The following is a 14,193-nucleotide window of genomic DNA, read 5'->3' on the forward strand; positions in this document are numbered from 1 at the left end:
TAAATACTGATTACTATTTTTAAGGGGTCTCAATATGAAATTGAATCTTCTTGGCTTTGCCATGCTCGGATGTTTAGCCAATACTACTTTTGCAGCACCAACACTTTATGGCGAAATTGATGCCAGTTTAGATTACTTGCCAGAGAAAAATGCCCACAGTTCGAACAAGGACGTCTGGGAAATCAGCTCAAATAGTTCGTATCTCGGTGTCAAAGGAGATGAAAAACTGACTGAGCGTCTAAGCGCAGTTTATGCGATTGAATGGGGAGTGAGTGCTGATGGGGATGGAACAGACTGGACGCAACGAAACCGTTTTGTCGGCTTAAAGGACAGTCAACTCGGTACCATCAAAGTGGGTAAATATGATACGCCCGTCAAACAGCTTTCAAGCACAGTCGATATTTTCAATAACTATGTAGCAAATAAAGCGGATATCGGTGGCATCTTTACTGGAGAAAACCGCATCGACAATGTTGTTGTGTATGAATCTCCTGCAATCAATCTACTGAATGGTTCAGTAAAACTTAATGCTCTGCTTGCAAGTGGAGAATCCTCTGGCATCAAGACATCCAGTGGCGGTGCCAAAGTCGCTGGTCGAGGCTTAGGAGATGCGTGGTCGGCGAGTCTGGTCTATGAACACCCCCTTTTTGTTGCAGGTTTTGGCTACGATAAAGCCATTCCAAGTACTTTTTCTGGTCGAGGCTTTCTCAATGTTGCCACTGGGCAAGCTTATACAGCCGACACACAAGCTTTTACCGCAGCAAATACAATTCGAGCTATTGGTCGTTTAAATCCAATTGAAGGTTTAGCAATTAAAACCTTGTACCAACGTTCCGAGGTGGAAGAAACCACCTATGCTGACCCAGCTGATGCAACTAAATGGATAACTAAAGCCAATAATATTGATGATGCCAAAGGCTGGTTAGTCGGTGCAGAATACACGCTTCCCAATGCAAAAAAATGGTTAATCAAAGCCCAATATAGCCAAAATGATACCCGCTTTAAAAATAACGTTGCCGACTTTAAAGCTAAACAGATCATGGCTGGCGCTGACTATGCCTTCAATAAACAAGTAAAAAGCTACGGCTATGCTGGCTATTTAACCCTTGAGCAAGCCGATAAAAAAGATAAACAACCCGTGGCTGGATTAGGCCTAGAATTTAAATTTTAGCAACTCAATTAGTCAAGGTACCAAAAAACAGGAGTAGCTGGACGCTATTTCTGTTTTTTTGACTTCCTAATTATTGCTTACCTATTTCAGCCTTACACTTTATATTGCTCAAATAAATGCTGCTTAACAGTATCTAATATTTTTAATGCTAATTCATGGTCTACTGAGCGAGCGAGTGTGAGCGCGCCTGATAACAGACTCAACTGGATAACCGCATTCTCAGATATCCGTTCTTGATCTTTTGGGTTCAATGAATCAAGTGAACTCAAAATCGAAAGCAATGATTCCACACCTTGATGAAATGACTGTTTTACTGGTTTTTCACTAGACTCCCTTGCAACATCGCCACTTAAGGACGATAGAGGGCAACTTGCTCCAGGATTTTCCAAATTTCGCTCAGATAAATAACCATTAAAAATATCATGCAGTGCTGTTTTCTCATTATCGGATGCATCTATGATGGCTTCCCACTTTCCCACCGATTGCTGAAAAATATCTTTGCAAGCGATATCAATCAATTCATCCTTATTTTGAAAATGTTTGTAAAATCCACCGTGTGTTAAGCCTGCAGCTTTCATTAAATCTGCAACACTTATAGCAAAGCCCTTTTCTCGTATCAATCGCGATGTCGTATGTTCAATATTCTTTCTATTTTCTATCGCTAACTTTTTAGACACACGTGGCATAAGCAAACCTTCTTAACTCAATAAAAATAAAGAATCAGCAATTCATCATCTATAGATAGAAAGTATTTTAGCATTCCCAATACATATTATTATAGATTATAGTTGTAATCTATTTTAATATCGTTCAATCATCATCTGAAAGCCCCCTACAGCAAAGGATAAATACGGACAGTGTATGAACAACAACCAAGATTCAAATTTCTCTAAAACTTTGATTATGATGCTGATTGGGAGTGCGCTGATTCTTGCCCTTTCATTGGGTGTACGTCATGGTTTTGGGCTATACCTTGTTCCAATGAGTGAAAGTTTTGGCTGGGGCCACCATATCTTCAGTTTTGCTATTGCCATGCAAAATCTGATTTGGGGAGCAGCGCAACCATTTACGGGCGCAATCGCAGATAAATACGGTACTAAAAAAGTGGTTATAGCGGGTGGCTTACTCTATGCCATCGGCTTAGTTCTTATGGCTTTTAGCTCGACAGGTCTTTTACTAAATCTCAGCTTAGGTCTCGTTATTGGACTTGCTTTATCAGCCACATCTTTTACTGTATTACTTTCTGCCGTAGGTCGCGCTGCACCACCAGAAAAACGCAGTATGGTGATGGGAATTGCCAGTGCAGCAGGTTCATTTGGACAGTTTATTATGCTGCCATCAACGTTACTTTTACTTAAAAGTATCGGCTGGTCATCTGCATTGCTGGTCAGTGCTTTTGCTATTGCATTCATTGTCCCCTTGGCTTGGTTATTGAAATCCCCTTCTTCTACACCACCTAAAGCGCTAAATCAGCCAAGTTTAAGCTTTAAACAGGTTTTACACATTGCAAGAAAACACAAACCTTTTTGGTGGTTATCGCTCGGCTTTCTAGTCTGTGGTTTCCAAGTCGTATTTTTAGGGGTACACCTGCCTGGTTATTTAATAGATCATGGCTTTGATGCCACAACAGGTACGATATTCCTAGCACTAGTCGGCCTATTTAATATTATAGGAACTTATGGTGCAGGCTGGTTGGGTGATCGTTATTCGAAACCAAAGCTACTCATGTTGCTCTATGGATTACGCGGTATTGCAATTATTGCTTTTCTCTTGCTCCCTCTCAGCACATTGACCGTTTATAGTTTTGGGATCATCATGGGTCTACTCTGGCTTTCAACTGTTCCGCTCACCAACGGAATTGTGGCCAATATGTTTGGGGTCAAATATTTATCTATGCTCAGTGGTATAGTCTTCTTTACCCATCAAATCGGGTCTTTTTTCGGTGGCTGGCTTGGCGGGGTGAATCACGATATTGCAGGCAACTACAATATGATTTGGTTAGCCTGTTTAGTACTGAGTGCTTTTGGTGTTGTTATCCATCTTTTCGTGAATGAAGAGGCTGTGATTCATGACTAATATAGAGCGTCATTTTAAATTGGTGTTGTTTGTCACGCTTCTGTGCTTGATGAGTCTTTCGATCTTGATCTGGTTTCAAACCCCTGATTTATTTGAGTACTTTAATCAAGCATTTTGTGCACATTAAAGCAGATAGCTCATGCTTAATCTTTGTCATATAAACATCAAAGCTCTGTCATCAAACCATCAAATTTCGATGCTTTAATGAAAAATAAAAACGTCGATAAAATGCAAAAAGCGTGTTGATCAGTCGATCAACACGCTTTTTTTATGACTTCAAATAAATAAAGGCTGCTCATCAGCAGCCCCTATTTATCATCAAAGCGATGCTACTGTTGACGCTTAGGCAATGGAATATATTGCGATTGTGCATTTTGCTGCACTTTACGCTCTCCAACCTTAACCTGTAAGGTTTGTTGTTTACCTTCACGCTCAATCACCACATCAATTAAACTTTCTGGTGCTTGTAACGCAACATAATTGATCAGATGTGATGCAGATGAAATTTGCTCATTATTCACTTGAATAATCTTATCGCCACGCTTGATGCCTGCGGTATCAGATGGTCCGCCACGTAATACATCCGCAACAGTCACACCAATCGGCTTAGCTGCCAAAACATCTTCATCGATGTTATTTGGAATTAAGCTAATGCCCAACCAACCACGCACTACACGACCATCTTTCAAAATCGAGTTTAGTACTTGCTGACAAACCTTCGCAGGAATTGCAAAACCAATCCCTAACGAACCACCAGATTGCGAGAAGATTGCCGTGTTCACACCGATCAGATTTCCTGCAACATCAATCAATGCACCGCCAGAGTTACCCGGGTTAATTGCCGCATCGGTTTGAATAAAGTCTTCATAGGTATTAATACCTAAATCAGAGCGACCAGTTGCTGAGATAATCCCTTGTGTCACGGTTTGACCCACACCAAATGGATTACCAATCGCGAGCACAACATCGCCCACTTCATTACCACTTAATTTAAATGGCAGTACAGGTAATTTGTCTAATTCAATCTTAATGACTGCTAAATCAGTATCTGGATCTGTACCAATCACTTGTGCTTCAGCACGACGACCATCTTGTAAAGCCACCACAATATGCTCAGCTTGTGCAATGACATGATTATTCGTCAAGATATAACCATCTGCACGTACAATCACCCCCGAACCCAAACTGTTTTCGTTTTGAGGTTGCTGTGGCATTTGATTGCCAAAAAACTCACGAAACACAGGATCATTCAACAATGGATGATTCATCTGCTTTACTTTCTGCGTGGTAAAAATATTCACCACAGCCGGTGCTGCCACTTTTACCGCGGCACTATACGAAACCACTCCACCCGTACGTGTCGTATCAATCAGTGGTTCAACCTTCTCTGCCGGCATTTTTACGCCATCAGCAGCCACCGTTGGCTTCGGTTGATGTGATTTCTGCCAAGCCAGAAAACTAAATATAACAAGAATGAGTAATACCCAAGGTAACCATGTAAATGCACGGCGCACGTCTATTATCCTCTAGGCGAAATTATGTTATTAACCTAATTAATTGAAGAACTGGAAGTTTCCACCATTGTAAAGTAAATTGCTTAAAATCAATGCAAAAGTTAAAAAAGTTTTGTCTAGCTTTAGTTACATTTAAAAATATGTTTTTATGGTTACTTAGAAAAGATGTAAAACTTTGAGGAATCGCATGGCAAATTTGCATGATATTGTGCAATGGTGTAACCAAACTTTAAAAACAAATGAATTTAAAGATTACGCACCAAATGGCTTACAGATTGAAGGCAAGCCTGAAGTCAATAAAATTGTATGTGCTGTGACTGCGTCGGAAGCTGCCATTGATGCAGCGATTGCTCAACAAGCCGATGCCTTACTGGTCCATCATGGCTATTTCTGGAAAGGTGAACCCTACCCAATTACAGGCATGCGCGGCAATCGCATCAAGAAACTCATTCAAAATAATATTTCCCTGGTCGCCTACCATTTACCTTTGGATGCACATCCAACTTTGGGCAATAACATCGCCATTGCCGATTTGATCGGTTTACACGACCTCGAAGCTTTGGATCCAAGCGAAAAGCATCCAATTGGCAACATTGCCTATTTAGGCGATTCACTTAGCCCTGAACAATTTAAAGCAAAATTACAAAGCATTTTTGACTTTAACGTGCTTCATTTGCCGAGTGATAAAACTGCAATTAAAAAAGTAGGCTTCTGCACAGGCGGTGCGCAAGATTTTATTTCCAAAGCAGCTCAAGCAGATTGTGATGCTTATATATCTGGTGAAGTCAGCGAACGTACTTTTTATGAAGCGAAGGAACTCGGCGTACATTATTTTGCATGTGGACATCATGCGACTGAGCGTTATGGTGTACAACGTTTGGCGCAAGCAATTGCACATCAGTTTTCAATCAAAACGGAATATTTCGAACTCAACAATCCGATCTAGTTCGAGTCAACCATATGAAGGAGTGGAATTATTTGCACTCCTTCTCTTCATAATATTTAAATGAATCCATTTTCAACTTAAAATTCACCCTAGCATCGCCATCAATGCAACCTCCTTGCTGTATCTTCGAGCTTATAAAACTAAACTCAGAACAAATTCCCCTTCTTTCGTTAGCAAATCAATTCCAGACCGAAAAAAACAAATGATAAATAAAATTTATTTTTCCTTTAGTTTTACCAAGATTAAAGTAAATGATAAACATATTGATTATCATTTACTTTTAAATGAATAATGAAAGCGCTTAAATTCATCGCAATAAAACCACATTGATTACAAAAGGAATCAAACCCATGGCTTATTCTTTACCTGCGCTTCCCTATGCTTATGATGCACTTGAACCTAACATTGATACCAAAACCATGGAAATTCATCATAGCAAACACCATCAGACGTATATCAATAATATTAATGGCGCAATTGAAGGCACAGAATGGGAAAAACTTCCTGTCGAGGAACTGGTCGCCAAAGTAAATGAAGTCCCTACTGAGCTGAAAAATATGGTGATAAATAATGGTGGCGGACATGCTAACCATTCACTTTTCTGGACAGTCATGAGCCCACAAGGTGGTGGTGAACCTACAGGTGATATTGCTGAAGCAATTGATCAGCAGCTTGGTGGCTTTGATGCATTTAAAGATGCATTCACCAAAGCAGCGATTAGTCGTTTTGGTAGTGGCTGGGCATGGCTAAGTGTGACACCCGAACGCAAATTAGTGGTTGAAAGCAGTGGTAACCAGGACTCACCTCTTATGCATGGCAATACACCTATTTTAGGTTTGGATGTATGGGAGCATGCATATTATTTAAAGTATCAAAACCGTCGTCCTGAATATATTGCTGCATTTTATAATGTGGTGGATTGGAATGAAGTCAATCGTCGTTATCACCAAGCATTGCAAGCTAAAGCTCAGTAATTTTCGCGTCAGCTAAACCTAGCTCAGCATCTCTAGAAAAAACGGGTTAGAGTCTTTTAGAACGTTCACTAAACGAGCTAAAAACTCTAATCATTGTTGTATGGTATATGTCTCATAACGAAATTTTTTGCATATTTTGTGTATTAAAAGACTGCCCTATTGTCTATAGAATCATTTACAATAAAGGCACTTAATGTAAAACCCAGCAAATTTGCAAGGAATGAAACATGACAACCATTACTTTACCTGCACTTCCATATGGCTATGATGATTTAGCGCCACACATCACTCGCGAAACTTTAGAATACCATCACGACAAACACCACAATACTTATGTTGTTAACTTAAACAACTTAATCAAAGGTACTGACCTTGAAGGTAAAACTTTAGAAGAAATCATTAAAGCGTCTGCTGGTGATGCATCTAAAGCGGGTATCTTTAACAATGCTGCACAAGTATGGAACCACACGTTCTACTGGAACAGCATGAAGCCAAATGGTGGTGGTAAACCTACAGGCGCGATTGCAGCGAAAATTGAAGAAGCTTTTGGTAGTTACGAAAAGTTTGCAGAGGAATTTACTGCTGCTGCAACAACTCAATTCGGTTCAGGTTGGGCTTGGTTAGTTGCTGATGAAGTAAACGGTAAATTATCTATTACTAAAACTGCCAATGCAGACACTCCACTTGCACATGGTCAAGTTGCTGTATTAACAATCGACGTATGGGAACACGCTTACTACATCGACTTCCGCAACTTACGTCCTAAGTACATCGCAACTTTCTTAGAAAGCTTAGTGAACTGGGACTATGCAAATGCAAAACTTGCAGGTCAACCAGCGGGTGTTGAGAAATAATTTATTATTTCCCAAACTAAAAAACTGCTCTTTATGAGCAGTTTTTTTATGCTTATATTTTGATGGAATCATTCAACTCAGCCATTCAATTCACTTGCTCTTTTTAAATAAAGTCTCTTTTACATCGCTCTTAAATTAATAAAGATAGACCTACTCTCATTGAATAATTTTTTTCAATAGAAAGCGTCTCATCACTAATAATCAGAAAGGCCATAATTAGTTTTCTTGAAACAAAGATTCAGTCTTAACGCCGTATGTTAAAGCAATAAAAAAACCCTGCTTTCGCAGGGTTTTCTTTTGAATTAGTTCAGTGCTTAGTGAGCAGCGAATTGGTTCATTGTGTTTTTAGCATCATCGTGTGCTTTAAGAGCGTTGTCACCAGAGAAGATTTCTTTGTGATCATCACCGATGTCAGAACCCGCCATTGCTTGGTGTTTAACACAAGCAATACCACCACGGATTTCTTTACGTTGTACGCCAGCAACATAAGCCAACATACCTTCAGAACCGAAGTAACCTTGTGCAAGCTCATGAGTAGAAAGAGCAGCAGTGTGGTAAGTCGGAAGTGTGATCAAGTGATGGAATACACCAGCTTCACGAGCAGCATCTGCTTGGAATGTACGGATCTTAGCGTCTGCATCAGCAGCTAATTCAGTAGCATCGTACTCAGCGCTCATTAATTTAGTACGGTCGTAAGCAGAAACGTCTTTACCTTCAGCAACCCAACGGTCGTAAGCTTGTTGACGGAAGTTTAAAGTCCAGTTGAATGATGGGCTGTTGTTATAAACAAGCTTCGCATTTGGAACAGTTTCACGTACACGGTTAACCATGTGAGCGATTTCTTCTACGTTTGGAGTCGCAGTTTCGATCCAAAGAAGGTCAGCACCATTTTGAAGGCTAGATACACAGTCAAGTACAACACGATCAATTTGAGTGTCAGCACGGAACTGATATAAACCAGAAGCTAAACGCTTAGGACGGTGTAATTTACCATTACGTTTGATCAAGATTTCATCTTCTTGAGCATCAGCGATGTCAATTTCAGTTGTGTCTAAGTAGCTAATGTATTGAGAAGCGATGTCGCCTGGCTCTTTAACCACTGGGATTTTTTGAGTCAAGTCAGCGCCTTCAGAGTCAGTACGCGCAACGATGATACCGTCATCAAGACCCATTTCTAAGAATGCATAACGTAATGCATGGATTTTAGCGATGAAGTCTTCGTGTGGAACTGTTACTTTACCAGCTTGGTGACCACATTGTTTCGCGTCAGATACTTGGTTTTCGATTTGAAGTGCACAAGCACCCGCTTCGATCATCTTACGTGCAAGTAAGTAAGTCGCTTCTTCGTTACCGAAACCAGCGTCGATGTCCGCAATAATTGGCACAACGTGAGTTTGGAAACCGTCGATTTGAGCAGTGATTTCAGCAGCTTTAGCAGTATCACCAGCTTCGTTTGCTTTTTTAAGCGCACGGAATAAATCGTTAAGTTCTTTCGCATCAGCTTGACGTAAGAAAGTGTAGATTTCTTCGATCAAAGCAGGTACAGAAGTTTTTTCATGCATAGATTGGTCAGGAAGTGGACCAAATTCTGAACGAAGTGCAGCAACCATCCAACCAGAAAGGTAGATATAGCGACGTTCAGTTGTACCGAAATATTTTTTGTTCGCAATCATTTTTTGTTGCGCGATAAAACCGTGCCAGCAACCTAATGATTGAGTATATTTGCTAGAATCAGCATCATAAGCAGCCATATCACGACGCATAATCGCAGCTGTATATTTAGCAATATCTAAACCAGTTTTGAATTGGTTTTGCATTTGCATACGCGCAGCATCTTCTGGGCTAATATCGCGCCAAGTGTTGCCGAATTTTGCTTTTAGTTCGCGGATTGCATCAATCGCTGTTTGATATGTAGACATGATATATTCCTTTTGCGGATTGGCATCGAATGATTGCTAATAAATCCTGATTTTAATTAGTCTAGATTTAAAGCACCTCATCAACATGTATCACAGCTTAGTCTTTGGCAAGTGTTTTATCCAATATTCTGGCTTAATCTTCAGTATTTTCTAAAAAAATATATGTATAACCATTTTTCAAAAATACAAAAAACACAATGCAAACAACTGTTTTTATTAATCTTATAAAATACACAACTAGAGCCAACCATCAAATTTCAGACTCATTTTCTAGACTCATCAGTTCAGAAAAAGCTAAATTTAGGTTGTCTAAACTACAGAAAATGACAATTTTCAGGTCTGTTTTGCCTCAATTTGAATAAAAAATTACGCCATAAAAAGCCGCTAAAATTAAAGAATTCGACAAAATGTGCCAAGTTGAAACATAAGCATTGAAGCTGTTGCTTTTATGTAGGATTAAGTTACACAAATCCCTTTGGATATGGCATAATTCAAGGCAATTCAAGGATTTTATTTTCGGTATTTTTTTTATGAATCTGGAGCGCGTCGATCTCAATTTATTAATTTATCTTGACGTACTTCTTCGTGAAAAAAATGTCACTCGCGCTGCAGAGCAATTGGGTGTCACTCAACCCGCGATGAGTAATATTTTACGTCGTTTACGTAATCTGTTTAACGACCCTTTACTTATTCGCTCTTCAGAGGGTATGACCCCAACTGAACGTGCATTAGAATTACAGCCACGTATTCGAGATGCGTTAGCTGATCTTTCAATGATCCTTGAGCCACGTACTGAATTCCGCCCTTATACCAGTAATCGTGTATTCCGGATTATGACATCCGATTATGCCGAGGCAACACTCGTTCCACGTCTGGTTAAGGCATTACGTTCAGAAGCACCAAATGTTGTCTTGGATTTCTTGACCCCAAGTGACGTGTCTTATCGTGATATGGAGCAAGGTAAAGTTGATTTAGCGATTAATCGCTTCAACGAAATTCCACAAAGTTTCCATCAGGTTTTGGTCTGGCGTGATAGCTTTAGCTGTATTTTAAATGATAAACACCCTGCAGTGACGCACCTCAATTTAAAAAGCTATTTAGATGCACAACATATTTGGGTATCTAAAACAGGTATGGGTGTTGGCTTTGGTGTCAATCCAGAAAAACAAGCTGGGTTAGGTTGGATTGATCAGGCTTTAGAGCGTATCGGTCAACGCCGTAAGATCTCTGTTTTTACTCGCCACTATCAAATGCCAGCGCTATTAGCTCAAAATGTAGATTTAATCGCGACTCTACCAACTCGTATGGCGCGTTTACAAACACAGAATCCACGACTGGTTATAAAGGATCCTCCTTTCTATATTCCAGAATTTGAACTAAAAATGGCTTGGTGTCCGTTATTACATCATCATCCTGCACATCGTTGGCTCAGACAATTAATCCTGTTTGTCGCACGTCAAATGATTGAGGAAGAAAATCGTGAGTATTTGTTGAATAATGGCAATTCGCAATTACCACATAGTTTTTTCTAAACAGATACATTAACAAGATGAAATTTCAGCCATATCTTATGTGTGGCTGATTGTTTTAATAATAATATCAATAAAAACTTATTTCTTTTACTTATTGATAGATTATATTCTCTTACAGAATAAGCGAGTGAAATAATGCGTAACAAACAATTATTTGCATAAGCGAACTTATAGGCTGTGTCCTATCAACATAGGTGATGTATGGATATTTTCCAAAGCATGATGATTCTAGTCCTTCTAGTCGCATGTTCATTCTTTTTATCCTTATCTGAAATCGCGATTGCTGGATCACGAAAACTCAAACTCAAACTCATTGCCGAAAGCGGTGAGGAAAGAGCAAATAAAGTCATTGAGTTACAAGAAAACTCAGCAGACTTTTTTGCATCAACCCAAGTCGGTGTGAATGCTGTCGCGATCTTAGGTGGTATTGTCGGTGAATCATCATTACGTCCCTACTTCCAGAACTTAGCGACTGAGCTTTATCCAGGACCTTGGGCAGATACCATCGGCTTTAGCTTATCTTTTTTAACAGTTACTTCCTTATTTATCTTGTTTGCTGACTTAATGCCAAAACGTCTGGCCATGATCTTTCCAGAAAAATTAGCAATTAAAGTCATCAATCCAATTATTATCTTTATTAAAATATGCCGACCTTTAGCGTGGGTCATTAATATCATTGCCAATTCAATTTTTAGAATTTTTAAAATTGATACCAAACGTGATGATAGTATGACCTTTGATGATATTTCTGCCATCGTAAATGCAGGTGCCCAAGCTGGTGTCCTACAAAAACAAGAACATCATTTTATTGAAAATGTATTCGAGCTTGAGGAGCGTACCGTCCCATCAAGCATGACCGCACGAGAAAATATTGTTTATTTCACCTTGGATGAAGCTGAAAAAAGTATTCGTCAAAAACTGGCTGATCATCCTTATTCAAAATTTTTAGTGTGCAGCGAGCATATTGATCAAGTGATTGGCTATGTTGATGCAAAAGATATTCTGGTGCGTATTTTACATAACCAATCTTTTACACAACTCAATGAATCAATCATTCGTAATGTACTCATCATTCCAGATACGCTGACTTTGTCTGAATTGTTAGACCGTTTCCGCTCAACCAAAGAAAAGTTTGCAGTTGTAATCAATGAGTATGCACTGGTCGTCGGTGTGATCACACTCAGTGATATTATGATTACGGTTATGGGTGACTGGGTAACACCAATGGATGAAGAGCAGCAGATTATTAAGCGTGATAATCATTCTTGGCTGATTGATGGCAGTACACCAATTGAAGATGTGAAACACGCCTTAGCCATTGAAGAATTCCCAGATAATGAAAATTATGAAACGATTGCTGGTTTTATCATGTATCGTTTACGCAAAATTCCGCGCCCTGCCGATGCGGTTGAATATGCGGGTTTCAAATTTGAAGTTGTTGATATTGACCACTATAAAATTGACCAGTTACTGGTCACTCAAATCTTACCAACATTAGAAAATGATGCTCCAGCGCCACAAAACGATTGATTTTGATAATTAAAAAAAGCCCATAAATGGGCTTTTTTTATTTCACAACAAACCAAATCACGGTAGCAAATATCAATAGGATCAAAATAAAGACTTTAATCCCTCCACGACTACGCTGTGCCAATTGCTCTTGGATCTGTGCCTGTTCTTGTGGATGATCTTGAAGATACTGATCAATAAGATCTTTAGACTCTTTGAGACCTAAACCTGTTTTTTCTCGCGTGATCTTAATCGCATCAATCAACTGCCCTGCACGCAGCATATCTAAAGCTTCAGCAGGAATCGTCGGTGGTAGATTCATAAAATTAACAATCCGTGTTATTTTCTATTGGCAACCGCATTGACCAGAGCAAGATTTTAGAGTGGCTTAATTTCCACCATACAATGAAATCAGTTCATCCAGCACCGCTTGATAGTGGATAGCAATGTCTTCTGCTAAGATTTTATAAGCATTATCAAACTGAACCATTGGCCAGCCTTCTTTCCAGAATGGAAAGATATTATGTAAATCGTGCGTTACAGTTGCATCTTCACGACCAATTGCTTGTACAACCTGAGCCAAGACCTGTGCTGTTTCAGCGCCATCGATTGCAAGATAATCAATACCACGCACTTTTAAAATACGAATACGGTCTTTCTTGTAACGAATTTTTTTTGCTTGGCCTGAGTTCAAGCCCAATGCCAATGTAACCGCTTCTACAAACTTTTCTTCAAAGCTCTCACCCAACACGACTAAAGCTTGTTTATGTGCTTCTTGACGCCCAGCTTTACCCCCATTACGGATAATCTCATTTGCTTCCGTATCCAGCTTATCTTTTTTCATAGACTGTAAAATGTCTAAAATTTCGATATCGCTTAAAGATTCAGGAGATTGCTCAATCATGGGAGTCCTAATACACAAAAATAAAAAAACATTGTCTCATAAAAGGCTATTTAAAACAGAATAAAAATTCAAAATGCTTGGCGATCTTCATTATTTTTATTTCGCTAATCCAACAAGCGATATGATGGACAACACACTTTACTTGCTTATTTAGTTGCCAAATTATTTTTACCCTGATAATATTATTTTACCCAGATAAAAATATGTGATTAAAATGAATATTCAGACAACCTATACTGCTTTCACTGGCAGTAACTTAATTGCAAGTGGCACCCCTACTGATCTTGCATTGCAACTTAAGCTGATTCCTTCAACAGTGGAAAACATCTTGTTTTTTAATGATCAAACTGGCCAACAAATAGATTTTGACTTGTCTGGTTCAGAACAAGAGATTCAGCAGCGTTATAGCGAACCTGAGCCAGCTAAAAGAGTCGGAAGACCTAAACTTGGTGTCATTTCTCGTGAGATTACCTTACAAAAAAAACATTGGGACTGGTTAGATCAACAGAGTGCCAGTGCATCTGCAGTGATTCGTAAATTAATTGATAAAGAACTGAATGATCCAACCTCTGAGAGCAATATTATGCTCGCCAAGCAAGCCACTGACCGCTTTATGTCTGCCATGTTAGGCAATATGCCGAATTACGAAGAAGCAACACGTGCTTTATATCAAGGTGATCGAGACGTATTTTTGAAGATGATTCAAGATTATCCGAAAGATATAAAAGAATATTTAGCCTTAAAAACACGTCATATTTTTTAAATGCATTCTTTTTATCATTTGTTAAAATAAC

At 39.2% G+C, this 14,193-nt stretch carries 13 protein-coding genes; 8 read left to right on the forward strand and 5 right to left on the reverse strand.

Annotated features, from left to right (window positions below):
• The first annotated feature begins 34 nt into the window (after positions 1-34).
• Positions 35-1,171, forward strand: a complete 1,137-nt coding sequence (locus NDN11_RS12430; protein ID WP_251109815.1) for a porin — start codon at positions 35-37, stop codon at positions 1,169-1,171.
• A 92-nt stretch (positions 1,172-1,263) separates the two neighbouring features.
• Here NDN11_RS12430 and NDN11_RS12435 read toward each other — a convergent pair whose 3' ends face one another.
• Positions 1,264-1,857 carry a TetR/AcrR family transcriptional regulator gene (locus NDN11_RS12435; RefSeq protein ID WP_167249034.1) on the reverse strand — a complete coding sequence of 198 codons (594 nt, stop codon included), beginning with the start codon at positions 1,855-1,857 and terminating at the stop codon, positions 1,264-1,266.
• Between the two features lie 175 nt (positions 1,858-2,032).
• On the opposite strand from NDN11_RS12435, the gene NDN11_RS12440 reads away from it, so the two are divergent.
• Positions 2,033-3,247: an MFS transporter gene (locus NDN11_RS12440; RefSeq protein WP_251109816.1), complete on the forward strand. Its 1,215-nt coding sequence runs from the start codon at positions 2,033-2,035 to the stop codon at positions 3,245-3,247.
• 329 nt (positions 3,248-3,576) lie between these two features.
• Here NDN11_RS12440 and NDN11_RS12445 read toward each other — a convergent pair whose 3' ends face one another.
• Complete coding sequence (locus NDN11_RS12445) at positions 3,577-4,761, reverse strand: trypsin-like peptidase domain-containing protein (RefSeq protein ID WP_251109817.1); 1,185 nt, start codon at positions 4,759-4,761, stop codon at positions 3,577-3,579.
• 187 nt (positions 4,762-4,948) lie between these two features.
• On the opposite strand from NDN11_RS12445, the gene NDN11_RS12450 reads away from it, so the two are divergent.
• The 3 genes from NDN11_RS12450 (at position 4,949) to sodB (ending at position 7,535) form a co-directional block, all read left to right on the forward strand.
• Entirely contained in the window at positions 4,949-5,707 is a 759-nt protein-coding gene (locus tag NDN11_RS12450) for a Nif3-like dinuclear metal center hexameric protein (protein ID WP_251109818.1), read from the forward strand.
• A gap of 350 nt (positions 5,708-6,057) precedes the next feature.
• Positions 6,058-6,681, forward strand: coding sequence for a superoxide dismutase (locus tag NDN11_RS12455; protein ID WP_167249019.1), 624 nt, complete (start codon positions 6,058-6,060; stop codon positions 6,679-6,681).
• 227 nt (positions 6,682-6,908) lie between these two features.
• Entirely contained in the window at positions 6,909-7,535 is a 627-nt protein-coding gene (sodB, locus tag NDN11_RS12460; protein WP_004652711.1) for a superoxide dismutase SodB, read from the forward strand.
• 314 nt (positions 7,536-7,849) lie between these two features.
• Here sodB and NDN11_RS12465 read toward each other — a convergent pair whose 3' ends face one another.
• Positions 7,850-9,454, reverse strand: coding sequence for an isocitrate lyase (locus NDN11_RS12465; protein ID WP_251109819.1), 1,605 nt, complete (start codon positions 9,452-9,454; stop codon positions 7,850-7,852).
• Positions 9,455-9,984: 530 nt separating this feature from the next.
• Between NDN11_RS12465 and NDN11_RS12470 the strand changes: the two genes are divergently transcribed.
• Together NDN11_RS12470 and paeA are read left to right on the forward strand one after the other, a co-directional pair.
• Positions 9,985-10,986 carry a LysR family transcriptional regulator gene (locus tag NDN11_RS12470; protein WP_004808464.1) on the forward strand — a complete coding sequence of 334 codons (1,002 nt, stop codon included), beginning with the start codon at positions 9,985-9,987 and terminating at the stop codon, positions 10,984-10,986.
• Between the two features lie 201 nt (positions 10,987-11,187).
• On the forward strand, positions 11,188-12,516 hold the full coding sequence (gene paeA / locus NDN11_RS12475) for a polyamine export protein PaeA (RefSeq protein WP_167249015.1): 1,329 nt from the start codon (positions 11,188-11,190) through the stop codon (positions 12,514-12,516).
• 37 nt (positions 12,517-12,553) lie between these two features.
• On the opposite strand, the gene NDN11_RS12480 is transcribed toward paeA, so the two are convergent.
• Together NDN11_RS12480 and NDN11_RS12485 are read right to left on the reverse strand one after the other, a co-directional pair.
• Positions 12,554-12,817 (reverse strand): ribosomal protein L7/L12, encoded by a 264-nt coding sequence (locus tag NDN11_RS12480; protein WP_251109820.1) that lies wholly within the window; start codon positions 12,815-12,817, stop codon positions 12,554-12,556.
• Between the two features lie 66 nt (positions 12,818-12,883).
• On the reverse strand, positions 12,884-13,399 hold the full coding sequence (locus NDN11_RS12485; RefSeq protein WP_251109821.1) for a hypothetical protein: 516 nt from the start codon (positions 13,397-13,399) through the stop codon (positions 12,884-12,886).
• Positions 13,400-13,604: 205 nt separating this feature from the next.
• On the opposite strand from NDN11_RS12485, the gene NDN11_RS12490 reads away from it, so the two are divergent.
• The gene (locus NDN11_RS12490) at positions 13,605-14,162 is read left to right on the forward strand and encodes a DUF2239 family protein (protein WP_251109822.1); all 558 of its coding nucleotides are present in this window, start codon (positions 13,605-13,607) and stop codon (positions 14,160-14,162) included.
• The last annotated feature ends 31 nt before the right edge of the window (positions 14,163-14,193 follow it).

This window comes from Acinetobacter sp. C26M, assembly GCF_023702675.1.
Taxonomy (GTDB): Bacteria; Pseudomonadota; Gammaproteobacteria; order Pseudomonadales; family Moraxellaceae; genus Acinetobacter.